This window comes from Microlunatus speluncae (genome assembly GCF_009299835.1).
Classification (GTDB): domain Bacteria; phylum Actinomycetota; class Actinomycetes; order Propionibacteriales; family Propionibacteriaceae; genus Microlunatus; species Microlunatus speluncae.
On the sequence record NZ_VKCZ01000015.1, the window covers coordinates 92,286 to 114,815 of the forward strand.

At 70.4% G+C, this 22,530-nt stretch carries 21 protein-coding genes; 11 read left to right on the forward strand and 10 right to left on the reverse strand.

Annotated features, from left to right (window positions below; all coding sequences use genetic code 11):
- Positions 1 to 3: 3 nt before the first annotated feature.
- Complete coding sequence (locus tag FNH24_RS21285) at positions 4 to 588, reverse strand: short chain dehydrogenase (protein ID WP_152364248.1); 585 nt, start codon at positions 586 to 588, stop codon at positions 4 to 6.
- A 197-nt stretch (positions 589 to 785) separates the two neighbouring features.
- Between FNH24_RS21285 and FNH24_RS21290 the strand changes: the two genes are divergently transcribed.
- Positions 786 to 1,712, forward strand: a complete 927-nt coding sequence (locus tag FNH24_RS21290; RefSeq protein WP_152364249.1) for a proline dehydrogenase family protein — start codon at positions 786 to 788, stop codon at positions 1,710 to 1,712.
- Positions 1,713 to 2,167: 455 nt separating this feature from the next.
- On the opposite strand, the gene FNH24_RS21295 is transcribed toward FNH24_RS21290, so the two are convergent.
- From FNH24_RS21295 to FNH24_RS21305, 3 genes are read right to left on the reverse strand one after another with little or no spacing between them, the layout of a single operon-like run.
- The gene (locus FNH24_RS21295; protein WP_152364250.1) at positions 2,168 to 2,416 is read right to left on the reverse strand and encodes a hypothetical protein; all 249 of its coding nucleotides are present in this window, start codon (positions 2,414 to 2,416) and stop codon (positions 2,168 to 2,170) included.
- Between the two features lie 6 nt (positions 2,417 to 2,422).
- The gene (locus FNH24_RS21300; protein WP_152364251.1) at positions 2,423 to 2,812 is read right to left on the reverse strand and encodes a tautomerase family protein; all 390 of its coding nucleotides are present in this window, start codon (positions 2,810 to 2,812) and stop codon (positions 2,423 to 2,425) included.
- 13 nt (positions 2,813 to 2,825) lie between these two features.
- Positions 2,826 to 3,605, reverse strand: a complete 780-nt coding sequence (locus tag FNH24_RS21305; protein ID WP_425486903.1) for a CPBP family intramembrane glutamic endopeptidase — start codon at positions 3,603 to 3,605, stop codon at positions 2,826 to 2,828.
- Between the two features lie 105 nt (positions 3,606 to 3,710).
- On the opposite strand from FNH24_RS21305, the gene FNH24_RS21310 reads away from it, so the two are divergent.
- The 5 genes from FNH24_RS21310 (at position 3,711) to FNH24_RS21330 (ending at position 8,191) form a co-directional block, all read left to right on the forward strand.
- Positions 3,711 to 4,763 (forward strand): aspartate-semialdehyde dehydrogenase, encoded by a 1,053-nt coding sequence (locus FNH24_RS21310; protein ID WP_152364253.1) that lies wholly within the window; start codon positions 3,711 to 3,713, stop codon positions 4,761 to 4,763.
- Complete coding sequence (proC, locus tag FNH24_RS21315; protein WP_152364254.1) at positions 4,756 to 5,610, forward strand: pyrroline-5-carboxylate reductase; 855 nt, start codon at positions 4,756 to 4,758, stop codon at positions 5,608 to 5,610. Before FNH24_RS21310 ends, proC begins: the two co-directional genes overlap by 8 nt.
- Complete coding sequence (locus FNH24_RS21320) at positions 5,607 to 6,749, forward strand: acetoin utilization protein AcuC (RefSeq protein WP_152364255.1); 1,143 nt, start codon at positions 5,607 to 5,609, stop codon at positions 6,747 to 6,749. Before proC ends, FNH24_RS21320 begins: the two co-directional genes overlap by 4 nt.
- Positions 6,750 to 6,927: 178 nt before the next feature.
- A complete protein-coding gene (locus FNH24_RS21325) occupies positions 6,928 to 7,158 on the forward strand; it encodes a helix-turn-helix domain-containing protein (RefSeq protein WP_246187010.1) in 231 nt (76 codons plus the stop codon).
- A gap of 124 nt (positions 7,159 to 7,282) precedes the next feature.
- Positions 7,283 to 8,191, forward strand: a complete 909-nt coding sequence (locus FNH24_RS21330; RefSeq protein ID WP_152364256.1) for a phenylalanine 4-monooxygenase — start codon at positions 7,283 to 7,285, stop codon at positions 8,189 to 8,191.
- Between the two features lie 69 nt (positions 8,192 to 8,260).
- Here the strand turns inward: FNH24_RS21330 and FNH24_RS21335 are convergent, their stop codons facing one another.
- The gene (locus FNH24_RS21335; RefSeq protein WP_152364257.1) at positions 8,261 to 8,776 is read right to left on the reverse strand and encodes a pyridoxamine 5'-phosphate oxidase family protein; all 516 of its coding nucleotides are present in this window, start codon (positions 8,774 to 8,776) and stop codon (positions 8,261 to 8,263) included.
- 178 nt (positions 8,777 to 8,954) lie between these two features.
- On the opposite strand from FNH24_RS21335, the gene FNH24_RS21340 reads away from it, so the two are divergent.
- Positions 8,955 to 9,638: a TetR/AcrR family transcriptional regulator gene (locus FNH24_RS21340; protein WP_152364258.1), complete on the forward strand. Its 684-nt coding sequence runs from the start codon at positions 8,955 to 8,957 to the stop codon at positions 9,636 to 9,638.
- A gap of 17 nt (positions 9,639 to 9,655) precedes the next feature.
- On the opposite strand, the gene FNH24_RS21345 is transcribed toward FNH24_RS21340, so the two are convergent.
- Entirely contained in the window at positions 9,656 to 12,655 is a 3,000-nt protein-coding gene (locus FNH24_RS21345; protein WP_152364259.1) for a glycoside hydrolase family 2 TIM barrel-domain containing protein, read from the reverse strand.
- A gap of 251 nt (positions 12,656 to 12,906) precedes the next feature.
- Between FNH24_RS21345 and FNH24_RS21350 the strand changes: the two genes are divergently transcribed.
- Positions 12,907 to 14,091: a glyoxalase superfamily protein gene (locus FNH24_RS21350; protein ID WP_152364260.1), complete on the forward strand. Its 1,185-nt coding sequence runs from the start codon at positions 12,907 to 12,909 to the stop codon at positions 14,089 to 14,091.
- Positions 14,092 to 14,108: 17 nt separating this feature from the next.
- Here FNH24_RS21350 and FNH24_RS21355 read toward each other — a convergent pair whose 3' ends face one another.
- Positions 14,109 to 16,928: an FAD-binding and (Fe-S)-binding domain-containing protein gene (locus FNH24_RS21355; protein ID WP_152364261.1), complete on the reverse strand. Its 2,820-nt coding sequence runs from the start codon at positions 16,926 to 16,928 to the stop codon at positions 14,109 to 14,111.
- A gap of 582 nt (positions 16,929 to 17,510) precedes the next feature.
- Here FNH24_RS21355 and FNH24_RS21360 point away from each other — a divergent pair.
- Positions 17,511 to 18,278, forward strand: a complete 768-nt coding sequence (locus tag FNH24_RS21360) for a tyrosine-protein phosphatase (protein ID WP_161606249.1) — start codon at positions 17,511 to 17,513, stop codon at positions 18,276 to 18,278.
- 6 nt (positions 18,279 to 18,284) lie between these two features.
- Here FNH24_RS21360 and FNH24_RS21365 read toward each other — a convergent pair whose 3' ends face one another.
- On the reverse strand, positions 18,285 to 19,160 hold the full coding sequence (locus FNH24_RS21365) for an LLM class flavin-dependent oxidoreductase (RefSeq protein ID WP_152364263.1): 876 nt from the start codon (positions 19,158 to 19,160) through the stop codon (positions 18,285 to 18,287).
- A 95-nt stretch (positions 19,161 to 19,255) separates the two neighbouring features.
- Here FNH24_RS21365 and FNH24_RS21370 point away from each other — a divergent pair, with 95 nt between their 5' ends.
- Both FNH24_RS21370 and FNH24_RS21375 read left to right on the forward strand, forming a co-directional pair.
- Positions 19,256 to 19,537, forward strand: a complete 282-nt coding sequence (locus tag FNH24_RS21370; RefSeq protein WP_152364264.1) for a YciI family protein — start codon at positions 19,256 to 19,258, stop codon at positions 19,535 to 19,537.
- A gap of 52 nt (positions 19,538 to 19,589) precedes the next feature.
- Positions 19,590 to 20,507: a GNAT family N-acetyltransferase gene (locus tag FNH24_RS21375; protein WP_152364265.1), complete on the forward strand. Its 918-nt coding sequence runs from the start codon at positions 19,590 to 19,592 to the stop codon at positions 20,505 to 20,507.
- Here FNH24_RS21375 and FNH24_RS21380 read toward each other — a convergent pair.
- Together FNH24_RS21380 and FNH24_RS21385 are read right to left on the reverse strand one after the other, a co-directional pair.
- A complete protein-coding gene (locus tag FNH24_RS21380) occupies positions 20,488 to 21,798 on the reverse strand; it encodes a uracil-xanthine permease family protein (protein ID WP_152364266.1) in 1,311 nt (436 codons plus the stop codon). The two genes, FNH24_RS21375 and FNH24_RS21380, sit on opposite strands and share 20 nt — an antisense overlap.
- Positions 21,799 to 21,864: 66 nt before the next feature.
- Positions 21,865 to 22,530 (reverse strand): LysR substrate-binding domain-containing protein (locus tag FNH24_RS21385; RefSeq protein ID WP_152364267.1); only part of this gene is annotated, 666 nt, incomplete at its 5' end.

Here is a 22,530-nt window from a genome sequence, read left to right on the forward strand (position 1 = left end):
GGCTCAGGCGCGGATCACGCGCCCGTTGTGGTCGCCTTCGACGCAGGATCGGAAGTGTCGGGCGACGTCCGCGGCCGGGGTCCCACCCGCGGTGTCGAGCCCGGCGGCGACCAGGCTCTCCCGGATCCACCCCGGCGCGATCAGATTGAGCCGCAGTCCCCGGGGAAGTTCTGCCGCGGCATTGGTGACAAACCCCTCCAGCCCGGCGTTGACCAGGGCACCCAGCGATCCGCCGGGCAGCGGCTCGGCAAAGGTCCCGCCGGTCAACGTGACCGAACCGCCGTCGGGGAGCTCCGCGAAGGCGCGGCGGGCCAGCGCGACCTGGCCGAGCAGCTTGCCCCGCAGCCCGGCCGCGAACTCGGCGTCGCCCGCGCCCATCAGGTCGAGCAGCGGACCACTCGCCGCGCAGCACACCACCGCCCCTGCCCCGGGCACCGCGCGGAACAGCGCGTCGAGCGACGCCGGATCCTCCAGATCGACTCCGGGCTCGGTGCGACGCGAGACCCCGACGACCTCGTGCTCCGCGCCCAGGTCGGCCGCCACCGCGGCACCGAGCGTTCCATTGGCCCCCACCACCACGATCCGCACGTCACTGCTCCTGTCTCGGGTTCGTCGACGGCGGTGATTGTCCCAGGGATCTTCGATCTGAACACCGGACGGCCGCGGGAGCCCGAGTCGGCGCGAAGAACGCCGGTGGGGGCGAGATCCGGCGCGAAGTTTTCCCGGCGTGGTCGGCGGAGTTACGCTTCCTCCGCGCATCGCACAGCGAGCACTGAGGAGGTCGGATGCTGCGTCGGGCTCTGTTGGGGATGTCTCGCAGCCGGGGGATCAAGAATCTGGTCACCAGGCTTCCGGTGACCTCGGACGTGGTGGCCCGGTTCGTCGCCGGGGAGTCGACCGTGCAGGCGATCGCCGCCACCCGGCAACTGGCCGGGGCCGGTCTCAAGATCACCATCGATTACCTGGGCGAGGACACCACCTCGCGGGAGCAGGCCGACGCGGTCGCGCTGGCGTACGTCGATCTGCTGGGCCGGCTGCGCGACGCGGAGCTGACCCCGGCCGCGGAGGTCTCGGTGAAGCTGTCCGCGCTCGGCCAGGCGCTGCCCGAGGGCGAGAAGATCGCGCTGGAGCATGCGCACACGATCTGCGGCGCGGCGGAGACCGCCGGCACGACCGTCACGCTGGACGCCGAGGACCACACCACCACCGACTCCACCCTGTCGGTGCTGCGCGAGCTGCGCCGCGACTTCCCGCGCACCGGCGCCGTGCTGCAGGCCTACCTGTACCGGACCGAGGGCGACTGTCGTGATCTTGCCGTCGAGGGGTCCCGGGTCCGCCTCTGCAAGGGCGCCTACAACGAGCCGGAGAGCGTCGCGTTCACCGATGCGCACGAGGTCGACCGGGCCTACGTCCGCTGCCTGAAGATCCTGCTGGCCGGGCCGGGCTACCCGATGCTGGCCACCCATGATCCGCGGCTGATCGAGATCGGGCTGAAGCTGGCCCGGGACAACGTCCGGCCGATCGACAGCTACGAGTTGCAGATGCTGTACGGGATCCGGCCGACCGAGCAGCAGCGGCTGGTCAACCTGGGGCACCAGGTCCGGGTCTATCTCCCGTACGGCAACGACTGGTACGGCTATCTGGTCCGCCGGCTGGCCGAACGCCCGGCCAATGTCGGCTTCTTCGCGCGGAGCTTGGTCAGTAAGAACTGAGAATCGCGGCGGGATCTTGGGCTTGGGGTTGGCAGCCGCGCGGTTGCGTCGGCGTCCTCAGGGTTTCAAGCGCAGCAAAGGGGCAGGGTTCGGCGTCGGTGGCGTCGAGTTCGCCCCGCCAAGTCCTTCGGTGGTCGTAGACCGCCGAGAGTGACCTTTTCCACCTGAAATCGGAGCGTCAGGGTGGAAAACGCGACTTTCGATGAGCACTGCCCGAGGTAGGCGGCCCGACTCAGCCCGACCGGCGCCGAACCGTGCCCCTTTGCTGCCAAGAAAGCCTTCGAGCTCCGGACCCGACGCGCGAGACCACCCCGACGGTCACCCCCAATCGCGTCATAGGTTCACGCCCTGTCCGACGCGACCGTTATCGGTGGACGCGACTGCTGTGGCGGTCGCGCGGGCAGATATCGGTCGCGGCTGCGCCTTCCGCCGCTTGGGGGAAACTGCGACCGGGACTACCCGGCGGGGCTTTCCCCGTTGTCGATCCCGAGCGCTTGGTCGGCGGCATCATCGCCCCATTGGTAGCGCCGGGTCCGCTCGATGTCGGCCGGGTCGGAGGAGTACGTCTCCTCGCCGATCTCGCACTGTCGGCAGGGCACGAAGCGCAGGTGGCGCGGGCAGACGACGGTCTGATCGTCGGCCTCCGGCTCGTCGAGCCCGGGCCAGCCCGGCCGGGGATCGGGCGGATCAGGTTGCTCGGTCACGGCGCTCTACACCTCCACTTGGTAGCCGAGGGCCAGGTCGGCGGCGTTGCTGCCGCGGATGCCCCAGTTGACCTTCGGCGTCTCGGTCAGGGTGATCTCGACGCTGTGCGGCGCGATGCCGGCGGACTCCTCGATCCGGGTGAAGAGTTCGGCGATCAACCGCCGCTTGGCCTCGTCGGTGCGGCCGGTGAACAAGGAGATCTCGATGATCGTGTAGGCCTCACCGCGATCGGGCGGGTGCACGAAGTCCTCCTTTTCGAGCCCGACGAACCGGTGGAACCGCTTCTCGGCCGGATAGTCGAGCGCCGCCACGACCGCGCCGTGGATCGCATCGGACAGCGCCGCCCGATGCCGGGCGAGCCGCTCCCGGTGTCCGTACACGATGACCTGAGCCATGATCGAGATCCTCTCAGAGCCAGTCGACCTGATCCGCCAGCAGGGAATAGCCAAGGAAGGCGGCGACGTCGAGCAGCAGGTGGGCGACCACCAACGGCGCCACCCGTTTCCATTTCAGATAGATCAGCCCGAACACCAGGCCCATGATCAGATTGCCGATGAAGCCGCCGAAGCCCTGATACAGGTGATAGGAGCCGCGGACCAGGGCACTGGTGATCAAGATCGCCGGCAGCGCCCAGTTGAGCTGCCGGAACCGGGTGAACAGGTAGCCGATCATGATCACCTCCTCGACGATCGAGTTCTGCGCCGCGGACAGGATCAGGATCGGGATCGTCCACCACTGGTCGGTCAGCGCCGACGCCTGCACCTGGGTGTTGATCCCCATGGCCCGGGCGCCGAGATACAACCCGAGCCCGGGGATGCCGATGCAGGCGGCGATGACCAGCCCGAACCAGGCGTCGAAGCCCGGCCGGCGATGATCGAATCCGATCCGCCGCAGCCCGTCGCCGGGGTTGCGGTTGAGCAGATAGATCGCCAGTAGGGCCGGCACCACGGCGAAGCCGATCCCGGCGACCTGATAGATCAGGTCGAGCCAGGGGCGATCGGGGATCACCGAAGGATTCAGGGTGGAGGTCTGCTGGTTCAGCGCCTGCGGTCGGGTGAGCCGGTCGACAATCTGCAAGATCGAATAGATCGCCGACCGACCCAGTGACAGGGCCAGCAGCAGCACGATCTCGAGCCCGACTCGGGGCGGCGTCGTTGCCAGCGGGACATCGCCATCGGGCACCTGCACGGTCACGGGCATATCTTGCCCGAGCCGGGCCCGGCTCGGGCCGGCTGCGCCCGGTCGTCATGGACAGTTTTCATGCTGGTGGGGGGCCGCCCGTAGGCTGTCGGCATGCGCGTTGGAGTATTCGGAGCGACCGGGCAGGTCGGTGGCGTGATGCGTACGCTGCTCGCCGAGCGCCGGTTTCCCCTGACGGAGATCAGGTTTTTCGCCTCGGCCCGTTCGGCCGGGACCAAGCTGCCCTGGGCCGGCGGGGAGGTGACGGTCGAGGACACCGAGACCGCCGACTTCACCGGCCTCGACCTGGCCCTCTTCTCCGCCGGTAAGCATGCGTCCAAGGCGATCGCGCCGCGGGTCGCGGCCGCGGGGGCGATCGTGATCGACAACTCCTCGGCCTGGCGGCTCGACCCCGAGGTCCCGCTGGTCGTCTCCGAGGTCAACCCCGACGACACGCTGAACCCGCCGAAGGGGATCATCGCCAACCCGAACTGCACCACGATGGCGATCATGCCGATCGTGGCCCCGCTGCACCGCGCGGCGAAGCTGACCCGGCTGCAGATCGCCACCTATCAGGCGACCTCCGGCTCCGGCGGCGCCGGTGTGGCCGAGCTGGACCGGCAGATCCGGACCGTGGCCGACCGGGCCTCGGCGCTGGCCTTCGACGGCGAGGCGATCGAGCTGCCCACGCCCGAGGTGTACGTCAAGCCGATCGCCTACAACGTGTTGCCGCTGGCCGGCTCCATCGTCGACGACGGCACGGGCGAGACCGACGAGGAGCAGAAGCTGCGCAACGAGTCGCGCAAGATCCTGCACCTCCCCGAGCTGTTGGTCGCCGGCACCTGCGTCCGCGTGCCCGTGTTCACCGGTCACTCCATGGCCGTGCACGCCGAGTTCGCCGACGAGCTGTCGCCGGCGCAGGCGGCCGAGCTGCTGGGGCAGGCGCCCGGCGTGGCTCTGCTGGACGTGCCGACGCCGCTCGACGCGGCCGGCAAGGATCCGAGCTTCGTCGGCCGGATCCGGGTCGATCAGTCCGCCCCCGCCGGCAAGGGCCTGGTGCTCTTCATCAGTAATGACAACCTGCGCAAGGGCGCGGCCCTGAACGCGATCCAGATCGCCGAGCTCGTCCAGGCCCGATCCACCCAGGAGCAGTTGGTCCATGGCTGATCATGATCGGCTGGCCATCCTCGGGGCCGGCGTGATGGGCGAGACCGTGCTGTCGGGTCTGCTCCGCGCCGGCTGGGATGTCGGCCGGATCGTGGCCACCGATCGGCGACCGGCCCGCGAGGCCGAGCTGAAGGATCGTTACGGGGTACGGATGCTGACCAACCTCGACGCGGTGGCCGAGGCCGACACCGTGATCTTGGTGGTCAAGCCGCAGGACATGCGGGATCTGCTGACCGAGATCCGGCCCGCGGTCCGCGCCGACACCTTGATCGTTTCGCTGGCCGCCGGGGTGGAAACGATCTTGATCGAAGATCTTCTGCCCGAGGGCGTGCCGGTGGTGCGGGTGATGCCGAACACGCCGGCTCAGGTCGACGAGGGCATGGCCGCCGTCTCCGCCGGGCGGCACGCCGGTGATGATCATGTCGGCCGGGTCCGCGACATCCTGTCCGCGACCGGCCGGGTGCTGACCGTGCCGGAGGGCTATCAGGACGCGGTCACCGCGATCTCCGGCACCGGCCCGGCCTACCTGTTCTTCGTCGTCGAGGCGATGATCGAGGCGGGCGTACATCTCGGTCTGCCGCGGGACACCGCGACCGAACTGGTCGTGCAGACGATGCTCGGCTCGGCCAAGCTGCTGCGGGAGACCGGGGAACATCCGACGGTGCTGCGGGAGCGGGTCACCTCGCCCGGCGGCACGACGGCCTCGGCGGTGCGCGAGCTCGAGCAGCACAGCGTCCGGGCCGCGTTCATGAGCGCGATGGAGGCCGCCCGGGATCGCAGCCGCGAGCTGGCCGCGGCGGCCCGGGAAGCGGCGGCACAGCAGAACGATCAGGGGGGCAGCGGGTGAGCGGACGGCTGATCTACGGCGAGGAACTGACCCGGTACGACTTCGGGCCGACGCATCCGATGGGCCCCGGCCGGGTCCGCAGTGCCATCTCGCTGGCTCGTCAGCTCGACGTTCTGGACCGACTGGAGGTTGTCCCGCCCCCGGCGCTGGACGAGGCCCTGGTCGCGTCGGTGCACACGGCGGACTACATCGCCGCGGTCAAGGCCGGCATCACCGACGCCCGGCACGGGCTGGGCACCACCGACAATCCGGTCTTCGAGCACATGCACGACATCGCCGGCCTGGTCGTGACGGCAAGTGTCGCGGCGGCCGAGAGCGTCTGGACCGGCGCGGCCCGCCGGGCCTGCAACATCAGCGGCGGGCTGCATCACGCGATGCCGGCCAGCGCCAGCGGCTTCTGTGTCTACAACGATGTCGCGGCCGCGATCCGCTGGCTGCTCGACCAGGGCTGCGAACGGATCGGCTATGTCGACGTCGACGTGCACCACGGCGACGGCGTGCAGTCGATCTTCTACGACGATCCGCGGGTGACCACGATCAGCCTGCACCAGAGCCCGACCTGCCTGTTTCCGGGCACCGGCTTCCCGACCGAGATCGGCGGGCCGGACGCGCCGGGCACGGCGGTCAACGTCGCCCTGCCGCCGGGCACCGACGACCGGGACTGGCTGCGCGCCTTCCATGCGGTGGTGCCGGACGTGCTGCGCGCGTACGAGCCGCAGGTGTTGGTCACCCAGCACGGCTGCGACACCCACCGCAGCGATCCGCTGGCCGACCTCGACCTCAGCGTCGACGGCCAACGTGCCTCCTATCTGGCGCTGGCCGAGCTGGCCGCCGAGCTGTGCGACGGGCGCTGGGTCTCGACCGGGGGCGGCGGCTACGCCAACACTTCGGTGGTGCCGCGATCCTGGACCCATCTGCTGGCGATCGTCTCCGGCGAACCCCTCGATCCGCAGACGCCGGTGCCGCAGGCCTGGCTGGACGAGGTGGACTGCGACGGCCCGGTGCGGATGAGTGATGGCGTCGAGGTCTCGTACTCGAAATTCGAGCACGGCTACGATCCGGCCAGCCCGCTGGACCAGGCGATTCTGGCGACTCGGCGGGCGGTGTTTCCGGAGCTCGGACTGGATCCCGAATTTTGAGCTTCGAACGCCATCTCGTCAACGACCCCGTCGGCGTGTCGTCGATAAAACTGCCCTGACCACTTTCCCAACAGCCTCAGTTGCCACTACTCTCACAGGATAGGAACGTGCGCCGGAGGGGAAGCCGGCGCGGGCCCCGCAGCCGGCGGCGCCCTACTCAGATTGGGGTTGACGGACGATGGCCGAAGCCATGCACTCGGGAAAGCCCAGGCCGGCGGCTTCCGACCTGGCCGGGGTCAAATTCATGACCGTCGCCGAGGTGGCCGCCATCATGCGGGTGTCGAAGATGTCGGTGTATCGCCTGATCCACAGCGGCGAACTCGAGGCCGCCCGCTTCGGCCGCAGTTTCCGGGTCGCCGAATCCGACGTCGACGCCTATCTGCGCAAGTCCTACGACGCCGCCGGTTGATCAACCGCAGAAACTGCAACCTTCCAGGGTTCTTGGTGTGATTTCTCGCTCCTGAGACGAGTTCTTCGCGCGATCTGTTTGCGAGCAATGTCCCCCGGTGGCACGGTGTCCTCAGGAGGACATCATGTTCGAGGAAGCACAGTTGTACTCCCCGGTTACCACTGGGGAGGACGGTACGGTCACGGTCCACCTTTCCGCTGACCATCCAGGCCGCGACGATCCCGACTATCGGGAGCGACGCAACGCGATCGCGGCTCAGGCCCTGCAGTGGGTGCCGGGAGATCCCCCGCCCACCATCGACTATCTCGAGTCCGAGCAGGAAGTCTGGCGCACGGTCCAGCGCGAGCTGGCGATCAAGCACGAGAAGTACGCCTGCCGCGCGTATCGGGAGGCCGAGGATCGACTCGGCCTGCCGCGTGATCACATCCCGCAGCTGTCCGAGGTCACGGCGGCACTGCAGCCGCTGACCGGATTCCGCTACGTCCCGGCCGCCGGGATCGTGCCGGTGCGGGAGTTCTACGGGGCGCTGGCCGACCGCGAATTCCATTCCACGCAATACATCCGGCATCCCTCGGCGCCGCTCTACACCCCCGAGCCCGATCTGATCCACGAGGTGATCGGCCACGGCAACCTGCTGGCCGACCCGCAGTTCGCGGAGATCAACCGGCTGGCCGGCGAGGCCGCCCGGCGGGTGCACACCGACGCCGGCGTGCAGTTCGTCGCGGACGTCTTCTGGTTCACCATCGAGTTCGGCGTGGTCTACGAGGGGCCGGAGCTGAGGGCGTACGGCGCCGGGATCCTGTCCAGCTACGGCGAGATCGAGGAGTTCCGGGCGATGAACATCCGTCCGCTCGACTTCCACGTGATGGGCACGATCGACTACGACATCACCCACTACCAGGACACCCTCTTCGCCGCCGCGTCGATGACCGCCCTAGTCGAGGAGGTCTGCACCTTCTTCGCCACCTTCGACGACGACACCCCCGCCCGCCTGGCCGCCGCCGCCCTGCCCAAGCACCCCACCCCCGCCTAAAAATCCGCCGAGACGTCAGTAGTGCACGCGTTTCCGCGGCGTGTCGGTGCACAAGTGACGTCTCGGCGGTCAGGGGGTGGGGAAGCGCCAGCGGGTGATGTCGGCGGGGAAGGCGGTGAGGGTCCAACCGTGGGCCTGGCGGGGCTGGAGGCGGTAGATCACCCGGTCGACCGTGGCGTCGGCGGCGCCGGCCGATGCGCCCTCGCCCGCGTACTTCTCCAGCCAGGCGCCGAGGAAGGCTTCGAGCCGGTCCGGCGGGACCTCGCTGACCGAGCCGTCCAAGATCACGACCTCCCGGGCGCTCTCCAAATGCACGGTCGCCTGCGGATTCGACGTGAGATTTCGGGCGGTCCGAGTGGAGCGCAGCACGGTGAACAGGAAGGCCGACTCGTGCCAGAGACCCCAGAGCGGCCGGGGATGGGGCCGACCATCCGGGCCGCTGGTGCTGACCCAGTAGTTGGTCGCGGCGGCGAGCCGCTGCTCCGCCCAGGCCCAGGGCAGCAGCGTCGGCTCCGCGGCCCGGTCGTTGCGGCCCCGGTAGTCGGGGGAGAGATCGGCCCGATCGGCGATCGGCGTGATGGTCATGGAGATCCCCTTGCTGTGGTTCACGGGTGAGGCTTCCTCCGCACCGTACCTGTACAGCGTATAGGAAAGAGTGAAAGAGGCTCCGGTCTGCGGCTATTGCAAGTCAGTTGTATTAATCTGACGTAGGGCAATACCGTTGACTTGGAAAAGTTGAGAGCTGTCAGTTGGTGAGGTGCAGGTGAACGCCGAGGCACGGTCCGGACGGGGCCTGGGGTCCGCGTACGAACAGCGTCGCCGCGAGATCGTCGACGCGGTGGTCGAGGTCGCCGGCAGTGGTGGGCTGGAGGCGGTCAACGTCCGCGACATCGCCGACCGGGCGGGGGTGTCGCTGGGCCGAGTCCAGCACTACTTCCCGAGCAAGACCGACCTGATGGCGGCGGCGTTCGACCAGGTGAGCCGGGCCGCGACCGGACGGATCCAGCAGCGGCTGGCGGACGATCCGGCGTTGCGGAACCCCGTGGCGACCCTCGGTCTGATCGTCGAGGAGCTGATCCCGGACGGCCCCGAGCGCCGGACCGAGCTGGCCGTCGCGTTCGCCTTCACGGCGCGGGCCCTGGTCGATCCCGAGCTGGCGGCGCGGCTGCGGCAGGGGTACGCCGAGCTGCGGGCGCTGGTCGCCCGGCTGCTGGCCGAGGGCGTGGCCGCCGGCTTGTTCGTTCTCCGTGCTACGCCGGAGGCGGAGGCCGATCGTTGCCTGGCGCTGGTCGAGGGGCTCGGGGTGTACGTCCTGCTCGGTCACCGCACTGCCGCCGAGGCGCGGCGGCTCGCCCTCGAGGCGCTGACGCCGGACTGGCTGCGCGTCCACGAAACGCCGACCCGTCACCTCCGCGGCCCTTTTGGCGGCGTGTCGCAGCGGAGGTGACGGGTCGGCAGGGGATGTCAGGGGGTGGGGAAGGTGAGGGTGAAGGTGTGGGCGCCGGGCCAGAGGGCGTACTTGGGCAGCACGTCGATGCCGCAGGAGCGGGAGCCGAGGCCGTGCACCGCGTTGTCGACGAAGAGGTGGATCCGGTCGCTCTTCGGCAGCTGGTACGGGTGCGGGGCGCGATCAAGTTCCTGCGGGGTGTGCCGGGTCAGGGTGAAGCCGGGGCGGTGGCCGGTGTGGTCGGGCCGGGTCTCCACGCGGAGCGCGACCGAGGAGCCGTCGCCGATCGCCAGCCGGCGCAGTTCGGCCCGGTGGCCGGTCTCCTGCGGCCGCGAGTAGGCGACGTTGAGCTCGTCCACCGGGCCGGCGAAGCGGCCGACCCGCGCCGCGATCGAGCTGTCCGGATAGGACTCCAGCGGCCCGGTGCCGAACCAGTCGGCATGATCGAGCTCGGCGGGCAGGTCGAAGCGGACGCCGACCCGGGGCCAGGTGCAGTCCCAACCGGGTGAGGCGGTCAGGTCGACCCGGAGTGTCAGCTCGTCCTCGGCGAGGGTCCAGGCGTAGGTCACGTCGACGAACACGCCGGTGGCGGCGGTGCCGACCCGGACCCGGCTGGTCAGCCCGGTGGCGTCGGCGGTGACCGACTCGACCCGGTGCACCAGGCGGTCCAGGCCGTGCCGGCGCCAGCGTTCGGCCGAGGACGGGCCGGGGGTGCCGCGGCCGTCGGTCGCCTCGGGGGCCCCGAGCTCGTACGATCCGCTGCTGGTCAGCCGGTCGTTGTCGGTCGGCCCGCGGAACAACTCGAGCCGCGGCCCGGCGACCGGAACCCCGTGCAGCTCGGTCAGCGACCCGGTGGCGCCGTCGAAGCTCGCCGGGCCGAGCCGGACCGACGATTCGGCCGGCACGGTCGAAACCGAACGCATCGGCGCCGGCTCCGGCAGTGCCGGCGGGGCAGAGAGCCGCCATTGGTTGCGCGCGACCACATGCCCGGCCTCGGCCCACGCGGTGCCGTCGGCCAGCTCGGCCTGAACGGTCAGCCAGGACTCGCCGGAGTCGGCGGCGGTGATCAAGGAATCGGGCAGCTCGACGGTCACGCTGTCACCGGCGGCCAAGGCCGACACCTTGAGCTCGGCCACGCTGTGCGGCTCGCCGTCGACCTCGAGCAGGCCGCGGATCCGCAGCGCCTCGAGGCCGGCCGAGTGGTAGCGGCTGCGGATGATCAAGGTCGTGCCGTCGCGCTCGAAGATCAACGGCTGGCTGACCGCGGCGAACTCGGCCAGGCCCGGGGTCGGCCGGTCGTTCGGGAGCACCAGGCCGTCCATCACGAAATTGCCGTCGTGCACGACCTCGCCGAAGTCGCCGCCGTAGCCGTAGTAGGGCGTGCCGTCGTCGGCCCGGGTCAGCAGACCATGATCACGCCACTCCCAGACGAAGCCGCCGTGGAACCGCGGATGGGCCTCGACCAGCTCCTCGTAGTCGGCGATCCCGCCCGGCCCGTTGCCCATCGCGTGCACGTATTCGCAGAGCAGGAACGGCATCCGGCGGACCCGCTGCGCCTCGGCGGGCCCGCAGTGGCTGATCTCGCCGGAGTCGCCGCAGATCCTGGCGACCTCGATCAGGTTGGGATACATCCGCGAATACACATCGGTGTAGCTGCCGGTGTAGTCGCCCTCGTAGTGCACGGGTCGCTCCGGGTCGCGCTGCCGCACCCACTGGGCCATCGCGGCCAGGTTGCGGCCGGTGCCGGACTCGTTGCCGAGCGACCAGATGATCACCGACGGATGGTTCTTGTCCCGCTCGACCGTGCGCGCGATGCGGTCGAGATAGGCCTCACGCCAGGCCGGTTCCTCGCTCGGATTGCCCTGCCACTTGAGAAATCCGAAGCCGTGCGTCTCCAGGTCGCACTCGTCGATCACCCAGAACCCGAGCTCGTCGGCCAGGTCGAGCAGCCGCGGATGCGGCGGGTAGTGACTGGTCCGGATCGCGTTGACGTTGTGCCGCTTCATCGTGATCAGATCGGCCCGGGCGTGATCTTCGTCGAAGATCCGGCCGCGCTCGGGATGGGTCTCGTGCCGGTTGACCCCGTGGAAGATCACCTGCCGGCCGTTCACCAGGAGTTGATCACCGACGATCCGGACGCTGCGGAAGCCGAGCTGGAGCTCGATCCGCTCGCCGGCCGAGCGGACCACCGTGGCATACCGGCGGGGCACCTCGGCGCTCCACGGCTGCACCTCCGGCAGCGGGATCGGCGTCACGTCGGCCGGACTGTCGAAGGTCTGGCTGATCCCCAGCTCGGCGATCTCGATCGTGATCGGATACGCATCCGCACCGGCGATCAGTTCCGGGGTGATCACGCCCGATCCGGCCTCGTGGTCGTACGCGGTGCGCAGCCAGAGGTCCTCGATGCCGCCGCGCGGCCGCCCGATCACGGTGACGTCCCGGAAGATCCCCGGCAGCCACCACTGATCCTGATCTTCCAGGTAGGACATCGACGACCACTGCGACACCCGGACCATGATCACGTTCTCACCCGGCCGGACCAGCCCGGTGACGTCGAACTCGGTGGCCAGCCGGCTGCCCTTGCCGACGCCGACCTCGGTGCCGTTCAGCCAGACCTGGAAGACCGACTCGACACCGTCGAAGCGGAGCAGGATCCGCTCGGCGTCCCAGCTCGGCAGGGTGAAGGTGCGGCGATGATCACCGGTCGGGTTCTCGTCCGGGACGTGCGGCGGGTCGACCGGGAACGGGAACTGGACGTTGGTGTAGATCGGCCGGCCGTACCGGCCGTCGCCGTGCAGCACCCAGTGCGACGGCACCGGCAGCGTGTCCCAGTCCCGGTCGTCGAAATCGGGGGCGGCGGCGGAGTCGTCCAGCCGCGCGGTGGGCGACAGCCGGAACCGCCAGTCGCCGTTCAGGCTGAGCCGCGGCGCGTCGGAGTGCAGCCAGGATCGCGGTGCCCGGCGGGGTCCGGAGCCGGGGGTGAGATCGGTGACGTGGGCGGGGGCGACGATGACCATGGGACCTGACTTTCGTGAACGCTCACTATTTCGACGAGGCCCATCATGTCAGGTCCCGGGCGGCCGGGAGTCGACCGGTCCGTCGGAGGCTCTGGTGCCGTACGGATCGTTGTGATACAACGGGTTCAGCGCTTCGGGACAGCGCCGAGACTCGCCGGAAGGTTTGAAGCCACCCGTTGTCGATCATGGTCGAGCGCAATTGCCGACTCGTTGATCACCCGTGCGAGTCCGGGTGAGGAACGAGGATCGCCATGCGCAACCTGCCCGACCGTCCCAATCTCGATCACCTCCGGCAGCAGGCCAAAGAGCTGCGCGTCGGACTCAAGCCCCGCCATCCGGATCTGACACTGTCCGAGGCCCAGGCCCTGCTGGCCGAGGAGTACGGCTTCCGCAGCTGGCCCGACCTCAAGGCCGAGGTGGACCGCCGCCGAACCGACGACCGGGTCGCCCCGCCGGAACTGGCCGCCGCCGTCGCGGTCGCCTTCGGCCTCGGGCGGCCGACCGGGCCGATGCGGCCGTTGGAGCTGGCCTGGGCGGGCCAGATCTGGTCGTTGATCACCGATCGCGGCAGCTGGCGGGTGACCGAGATCTACGAATACACGCCGACCGACAACATCGAGGCGGAGCTCCGGCTGGTCGAGGCGGCGGTGGCCGCCGGCATCTCGACCCGGGAACCGATCCGAAACCGCGAAGATCATCCGATCGCCGAGGTCGACGACCGGCGGTGGCGGGTGCACCGGGATCTGGCGTACGGACTGGAGGTTCGGCCGCCGATCAGCACCGACACCGCGATCATGATCGGCGGGCTCGTCGGCACCCTGCACCGGCTCCGGCTGCCGGCGCCCGGCCCGGTCCACAGCTGGCTGACCTGCCGGCCGGGCGAGGAGCTGTTCCGGCGGCAACTGGCGCGGTCACAGGCGGCCGGCGCACCCTGGTCGGACGCCCTGGAGCGGGCCCTGCCGAGGCTGCTCGCCCTGGCCACGATCGTCGACGACCGGGAGCCGGCCGAGGATCCGATCCTCAGCCACGGCAGCCCGGGCCCGGGCACGATCTGCCGCGGGCCCGGCGCCGAGTTGGTGCTGACCAACTGGGACCACGCCTGCGCCACTCCGCCGAGCTGGGAGTTCGCGTCCGTCCTGGAAAGCTGGAGCGTCGACCCGACCGGCCGCGTGGACGAGGCGGTCGTCGCCGCTCTGATCCAGGGCTATCGGCAGGAGACCGGCGCCACGCCGTACCTGGGGATGGGGATGTTCAGCGGGATGGTGACCGGCTTCCTCAACTGGACCGAGAGCCGGATCAACCTGGCGCTCGGGGCCGACACCGCCCAGGCCCGGGAGGAGGCCGCCCGCGAGCTGACCAGCACGACTCTCCAGAAGCCCCTCACCCGAGCCCACCTGGAACGGATCCTGACCGCCGCCGGCGCGTACGTGTCCTAAGGATCCGTCGGCGGGGGTTAGGGGCGGGTGGCTTCGTCCAGGAGTTCCAGGAGGTGGCGGTAGGGGTGGTGGGTGGCGCGGGTCAGGGCTAGTTCGCAGGTGCGGTTGACCGAGGCGTACGCGTCGAAGTGGCGGGTGCCGAGCTCGGCCGCCTCGGCCCGGGTGGCGGAGGCGGTCAGCTCGGGGTGCAGCAGGCCGCGGTCGCCGGCGAAGCCGCAACAGGCCCAGGCGTCGGGGACGACGACTTCGTCGGCGATCGCCCGGCCGATCGCGAGCAGCGCCGGGTTGCCGCCGTGCTGGGTCGAGGAGCAGGTCGGGTGCAGGGCGAGCGAGCCGAGTCGTCGTTTGATCGTCAGCAGCGGCAGCACCCGGTCGGCAACGAAGTCGACGGCGTCGAGCACCTCGACCCCTTCCTCGCCGAGCAGGGTCCGGAAGCCTTCGGAGCACGAGGAGGCGTCGCTGATCACCGGCAGTCGCGCCGGTCCGGACGCGGCGTCGACGATCGGCCGGACGCGGTCGCGCATCGCGCTCCAGCCGTCCAGCAGGCCCTTCGACTTCCACGGGGTGCCGCAGCAGAGTCCGGCGATCCCGTCCGGGACGACGATCTCCACGCCGGCCCGGGTGCAGAGGGTGAGCAGGGCCTCCGAGACGCCGATGCCGTCGCCGGCGGCGAAGCCGCGCTCCGGCCCGAACAGGGTCTGGATGCAGGCCGGCAGGTAGACGGCCTCGGGCTCCCGGGTCGGGTACGGCCGCCGAGATCGGCCGCCACCCGGCAGGTCGGGCTGCCACAGCGGCACGGTGTCGGTGCCGAGCAGCGCCCGCCCGAGCTGGTTGACCCGGGTCACCGCGCCGGCCGGGGCCCGGCGGGCCACCGACAGGGCAAAGCCGCCGAGCCTGCTGCCGGCGTCCCAGCCGCGGGCGGCGGCGCTCCAGGCGGTCCGGGCCGGGGCGGGCGCCTGCTCGGCCCGGAGCCGCTTGACCAGTTGCCCGGTGTCGATCAACACCGGGCAGGCGGTGGCGCACATCCCGTCCGCGGCGCAGGTGTCCAGGCCGTCGTAGTCGTACTCCCGGCGCAGTTCGGCCGCCAGTTCATGATCACCGAGGGCCTCGGCCCGGGCTTGTTCCCGGCGCAGCACGATCCGCTGCCGCGGGGTGAGGGTGAGATCACGACTGGGGCAGACCGGCTCGCAATAGCCGCACTCGACGCACCGGTCGACCTCCTCCTCGACCTCGGGCGCGGTCTTCAGATGGGTCAGGTGGACGAACGGATCGTCGTTGATCAAGATCCCCGGATTCAGGATCGACCGCGGATCGCAGAGCCGCTTGATCTCCACCATCACCTGATAGAGCTCGTCGCCGAATTGTCGGCGGACGTACGGCGCCATGATCCGGCCGGTGCCGTGCTCGGCCTTGAGGGTGCCGTGCTGGGCCAGCACCAGGTCGACCAGCTCTTCGGTGAATTCGGCGTAGCGCCGCAGATGATCACGATCACCCAGCCGCTCGCTGAGCATGAAATGGATGTTGCCGTCGCGGGCGTGGCCGAAGATCACGCTGTCGTCGTAGCCGTAGCCGGCGAACAGCTTGGTCAGCTGCTCGCAGGTCTCCAGCAGCGACGGCACCGGCACCGCGATGTCCTCCAGCAGGGCGGTCGTGCCCGGGGCCCGGTTGCCGGCGATCGTGGCGAACAGCCCCTTCCGGATGTGCCAGAGATCGCCGCGGCGCTTGGCGTCGGAGCTCAGCTCGGCCGGCTTCGCCAGCGGCAGCTCGGCCATCACGGCGAGCCCGTCGGCGACCCGGCTGCGCAGGGCGTCGGCGTCCGGCTCGGCGTACTCCACCAACAGGGCAGCCTGCTCGGTGACGGCGAGCGCGAGCAGGTCGGCGGTCGCCTGCGGGTCGCGCTGGGCCACCCGTAGCGAGGTGGCGTCCAGCAGCTCGATGCTGACCGGGCCGGAGTCGACCAGGACGGGCAGCGCGCCGGTGGCCAGCGCCAGGTGGTCGAAGATCAACAAGCCGGTGGCGACCTCGGGGTGGGCCGGCACGGTGCGGAAGGTCGCCTCGGCGACGAAGGCGAGGGTCCCCTCGCTGCCGATCACCAGATGCAGCAGGATGTCGACCGGTCGATCATGATCGATGAACGAGTTGAGCCCGTAGCCCATCGTGTTCTTGATCGAATACTGCTCGGCGATGAGCTGCACCGAATCGCGGTTGCCGCGGACCCGGTCCCGCAGTCGGTCCAGCCCGCGATACAACTCCGGCTCGGTCAGCCGCAGTCGGTCGTCGGCGTCGCGGTCGGCGGTGTTGATCATGGTGCCGCTGGGCAGCACCAGCACCGCCGACTCCAGCGTCCGGTACGTGTTCGCGGTGATCCCGCAGGACATGCCGGAGGAGTTGTTGGCCACCACGCCGCCGATGGTGCAGGCCGACTCACTGGCCGGATCCGGGCCGAGCTTGCGACCGTGCCGGGCCAGCCGAGTGTTCACCTGACGCACCGTCGCGCCCGGCTGCACCCGGACCCGGGCACCGTCGTCGAGCACGTCGATCCGGCGGAAGTTGCGGCGGGTGTCGACCACCACGCCGGACGTCGAAGCCTGCCCGGACAGGCTGGTGCCGCCCGACCGGAAACTCAACGGGTGACCGGTCCGCAGCAGCGCGGCCAGCTGACCGGCGTCCCGCGGCGTGACCACCGCCTGCGGGGTGAGCAGATAGTGCGACGCGTCGTGGGCGTACGCGAGCCGGTCCGACGCCCGGGCCCGCACCCCGCCCGGGACCACCGCGTCGAGCTCGGCCAGTAGCCCGGGATCGACCGGCGGCAGGCTCGGCGGCCCGTCGGTGATCATGCGCCGTCTCGTCACTGTCCCCTCCCCGGCCCGGATCTCGCCGGGCGACTCAAGAGCCCAGAGTAGTGTCGCCGCGATCGGCGCCGATCGCGCCCGGACCGTCCGCACTCAACGATCGCCAGGCGGGTGGAGTTGGTTGGTTCCGAACCTGGATCCACCGACGTGCGCACCGCCTCTGGACAGTCACGCAACTCCACTGGCCCAGGATCGTAGGGCGAGGCCGAGCCCTGCGTCGAGGGTGACTTTATCGACCTGAAATCTGCGAATCCGCGTCGATAAAGTCACACTCGGCGCGCTCGGCCGCCGATACGCAACCGACATCGCCGCCGGCGTACGCCGAGTGGACGGTTTGGGCAGGTTCAGTCGAAGATCCGCGCCCAAAGTGACCACTCGATGAGTGCATCCGATCCCAGCGCCGGACCGATGGCCGGCCGCGATTCCCGCCGACCGCACCGACCCGCCCGCCCTTGGCGCGTCCTTTCCGGCCGTGAGGCCGAAACGCCCCAGGAGACGCGCACGGGCCTGGCTTGCCCTTCGACAGTCTCAGTGCGCATCTCACCCCATCCTCGTAGGCTCGGGGAGATGGCGAAGCACCGCGCCGACTGGGACGGCGCCCGCAACCTGGCCGACCTCGGTGGGCTGCCGCTGCAGGACGGCGGCTGCACCCGCTCGGGCGCGGTCTGGTGCTCGGCCGCGCCGGAGTGGCTGACCACGGAGGGCTGGCGCGCCGCCCGGGTCGCCGGCCTGACCCGCGTCGTGGACCTCCGCAACGACCGGGAACGGGGGCGACGGCCGGAACACCCGATCGTCGACGCGACGGTGAAGGCCGGCATCGAGGTGGTGCACGCACCCACCGAGGACCCGACCGACCCGGAGTTCCTCGCCGAATGCGGGCCCTGGCTCGATCACCCGAAGTCCTGGGCGCCGAACCTGGCGCGCTATCCGGCGAAGTTCGCTCGGGTGTTCACGGCGATCGCCGAAGCCGACGGTCCCGTACTGGTTCACTGCGCGGGCGGCCGGGATCGCACCGGGATGGTGTGTTCGGTGTTGCTGAACCTTGTCGGTGCCACGCCCGAGGCGATCGCCGACAACTACGAACGGGGTTTCCGCGGGGCCGCGGCGCACCGCGGCCACGGGATGGCGTACGACCAGACCTCGGGGGAATGGATCACCGGTCCATCCGGTCCGGCGCGGACCGCGGCCGAGCTGGACCGGATGATCGCGGACCGTCGTCCCGCACTGCTGGACTGGGTCCGGACCTTCGACGTGACCGGCTACCTGACAGCCGTCGGCGTCGATCCGGTCCGGCTGGCCCGGACCCTGCGGGATCGGTCGATCAAAGGTTCGTGAGCTTGCTCAGCCGGCGAGCAGCGGCTTCACCTCGGTGCCGATGAAGTGGATCAGGCCGTCGAGGTCGGGCTCGTCCTCGGTCGGCTGGATCACCACCGTCGTGGCGCCGACCGCGGCCACGCCGCGGATCGCCTCGGCGATGGTCGTGGCGTCGCCGGCGACCCCGAGCTCGGGGCCGGCCTCGCGGAACCAGCGGGGCATCTCGGCGTCGATCCGGGCCTGGGCGCCGGGGCCGGTCGCGGTGATCAACGAGGCGACGATCGGGTGATCATCGGTGCCCGCGCCCTCCTTGATCATCTTCGCCGCGGCGCCGACCTCGTTGGTGCTCAGCGGCGAGGCCAGCATGGTGCCGTCGCCGAGCTCACCGCACAGGGCCAGCGATTTGGGCCCGCTGCCGCCGAGCAACAGCGGCACCCGCTGCTGCGGCGGCCAGTCGAGCTTGACCTGGTCGAGGTTGACGTACCGCCCCGAGGTCGTCACCTCCTCGCCGTCCAGCAGCGATCGCAGCGCCGTCGCATACTCCCGCAGCAGGGTCAGCGGCGAGGCGACCCGGCCGCCGACCTGACCCATCCAGTGCTGCACCCCGTGGCCGGCGCCCGGCAGGAAGCGGCCCGGGAACGCGCGGGCCAGCGTCGCGATCTCCATCGCGGTCAGGGCGACGTTGCGGAGCGGGGCCGGCATCAGGCCGAGCCCGACGGTCAGTCGCTCGGTCGCGCCGAGGGCGATCGCCGCGCTCGCCACCCCGGCCTCCTTGAAACAGTCCTCCCACACCCACAGCTCGTCCAGCCCGGCCGCCTCGGCGGTCCGGGCGAGGGATTGCAGCCGCTCCGGCGGCAGGGTCGGGACGAAGGCGAGACCGAGCAACGGGTGCGGTGAAGTCATGACCCCGATAGTGCACGATGCCTCCGACACCCCGCACACCGCCGCTTTGCTGGACGGGTCGTCGCCGTCTCATCGGGGACCAGTAGCCTGCGACCATGACGACCTTCGCCGTACGCCTGGTGTTCGATCGTGACAACTCTGCGCGGCTGGAAGTGCGGCCGAAGCACCGGGACTACCTGACCACGCTGGCCGCCGACGGTCGCCTGCGGCTGGCCGGTCCGTACGCCGACGACGAGGGCGCGTTGTTGATCTACGACGTGGCCGACCGGCCGGCGCTGGACGCGGTGCTCGCGGCCGACCCGTACTTCGACCGGCCGGAGCCGGTGGCCACCGTGGCCGAGATCCGGGAGTGGAAGCTCCTGCCACTCGGCAGCTGACCACGGCCGGCCATTCGGGGATGATCATGAGCGTTGTCGTACCGATCCTCCGATGAGGGCCGACCTGATCGATCGGCTGGGTTGCGTCGGCCGGACCTGGACCCCGCAGCAGCTGCTGCACGTCGGCAACGTCGCCTGGAGTTGGAGCCGCGGCGACGGCACCCCGGACCCGGACCTGTCGCTGGCCTGGGGTGAGCCGCTGCGGGCGTACGCGGATCTGTGGCGGGCCACGCTCGAGCCGGCCACGGCGACGCTGCATATCGATCCCGGGGCCGGAGCGATCGAACGATCCGTCATCCTCGGTGAGCTGCGCTCGTTCGACTCGGCGATCACCCTGTTCGCCTCGCGTCAGGATCAGGCCCAGCTGGCGGCGCTGGAGGCCGCCGGGTTCGTCGACGCCGCGGGCCCCTGGTTCGCCCAGCTGTGGCGGACGATGAGCGACCTGTCCGACCTCGAGGAGCTGCAGCCGCCGGCCGGCTACCGGATCGTGGCGGTCGACCCGGCCGATCCGGCCGCGATCCGGGAGCGGGTCGAGCTGCACCGCCGGTCCTGGCGACCCGACCGGATCCGCCGGCTGCTCGGGATGCCGGATTCCGGCACGACCGCGGAGTCGAGCTATTCCGAGGCGAAGCACCGGGCGGTGATGGCGACGCCGATCTATCGGCCGGAGCTCGACCTGGTCGCCCTCGACCCGGACGGCCGGTGGGCCGGCTATGCCCTGGGCTGGCTGGACCAGCCCAACGGCTCACTGTTGATCGAGCCGGTCGGCACCGACCCCGATCATGTCCGGCGCGGGCTCGCCCGGGCGCTGTGCGCCACCTTGCTGCGGACCGCGCGCGACTTCGGTGCCCGGGAGGCGGTGGTCGGGCCGCGCGGCGACGATCGCTATCCGTTGCCGCGCCGGCTCTACCAGGGGCTCGGGATGCGCGAGGTGGCGCAGTTCGTCCGGTTCAGCGGACCACCTCGGTAGGCCGGCGCTCCGTCGCGTCCGGGCCGCCGCGAAGCCGGGTGATCAAGGTCATCAGGTGGTAGACGACGATCGCCGCGATGCTGCCCAGGGCGATCCCGGCCAGGCTCATGGTCCCGCCGGACAGGGTGAAGTCGCCGACCCCGATGATCAACGCGATCGCCGCCGTGAACTGGTTCACCGGCCGGCCGAAGTCGACCTTGTTGTCCAGCCAGATCTTGACGCCGATGATCCCGATCAGGCCGTACAGGGCGGTGGTGACGCCGCCGAGCACGCCGGCCGGGACGGTGTTGATCACCGCGCCGATCTTGGGCGACAGGCCGAGCACGATCGCGACCACGCCGGCCACCCAGTAGGCGGCGGTGGAATAGACCCGGGTCGCCGCCATCACGCCGATGTTCTCGCCGTACGTCGTCGTCCCCGAGCCGCCACCGGAGCCGGCGATCATGGTCGCCAGCCCGTCGGCGATCAGGGCCCGGCCGGTCAACTTGTTCACCGATGGATCGGTCAGCTGAGCAACGCCGCGGACGTGCCCGACATTCTCCGCGACCAGGGCCAGCACCACCGGCAGGAAGGCCGGAAGCACCAGCCAGAGCGCGGGATTCGTGATCGGGTTGGCCGGTGCCTGGAGCTGCGGCAACCCGATCCACGGGGCCGCGGCGACCGCCGAGAAGTCCACCTCGCCACGGATCAGTGCCGCCAGATAACCGATGATCACGCCGACGAAGATCGACAACCGGCCGATCAGGCCGCGGAACGCGACCGCGGTGATGATCACCGCGAGCAGCGTGATCAACGCGGTCACCGGAGCGGCGACGAAGTTGTTCTTGGCCGCCGGGGCCAGGTTGAAGCCGATCAGCGCGACGATCGCACCGGCCACCACCGGCGGCATCAACAGGTCGAGCCAGCGGGTGCCGGCCAACTGGACGATCACGCCGATGATCAACAACAGCAGCCCGACCGCGACCACGCCGAGCAGCGCCGACGACTGTCCGTGGCTGGCCGCGGCCGCGGTGATCGGGGCGATCAACGCGAATGACGAGCCGAGGTAGCTGGGCAACCGGTTCTTGGTGATGATCAGGAACAGCAGCGTGCCGATGCCGGAGAACAACAACGTGGTGCTCGGTGGGAAGCCGGTCAGCACCGGCACCAGGAACGTCGCGCCGAACATCGCCACCACGTGCTGGGCGCCGATCCCGATCGTGCGCGGCCAGGTCAGCCGCTCGCCGGGCTTGACGATCACCTCAGCGGCGACGTTCTTCCCGTCCCCGTGCAGCGTCCAGGGCAGTCCCATCGCGTCCGTCCTCCCAAGTCGATGGCCTCGGCCGAGACCGTACACCGTCGGAGCCGGCCGCGAGGCTCAGAGCTCGGGAAGCCGGTCGAGGATCCGGCGCGTGAGCGCGTCGCGGTGTGGGTGCCAGACGACGGCGAGCGAGAGTTGGGGGGACCGGTCCAGCGGGACGGCACGGCAGTTCGCGGGTAGCGGTGGCAGCGGGCTGGGCAGGACGGCGATCCCGGTGCCGGCGGCGGCGAGAGCGACGGCCGACGGTGCGTCCCAGGCGTCGGTGATCTTGAGCCGGCCGGTCCGGTTCAACCATTGCTGGACGAGCCGCCGGAGGCCGGGACCCTCGGTCTCCGGGTAGAGGATCAGGGCGCGGTCGCGAAGATCATCGGCGGTGATCGACTCGGTGTCGACGGGGTCGCCGTCGCGAACGACGGCATACAGGGGATCGTGCGCGAGCGTCCGGTGCTCCAGGCCGGTCACGTCGTGCTGCACGGAGTCCAGCCGGATCAGCCCGGCGTCCAGCTGGCGGCTGCGGATCGCCTCCAGTTGCCGAAGGCCGGGACTGGCGACGAGCTGGAGACCGACGCCGGCCTGTCGGGCTGCCGCCGCTAGCACCCCGATCCAGCGGTATGTGGCCGACTGGACATAGCCGATCCGGGCGAGTTGATCATCACCGTCGGCGAGCCGGCTCAGCCCGACGACCGCGGCGTCGGCCGCCGCCACGATCGTGCGCGCGTGCCC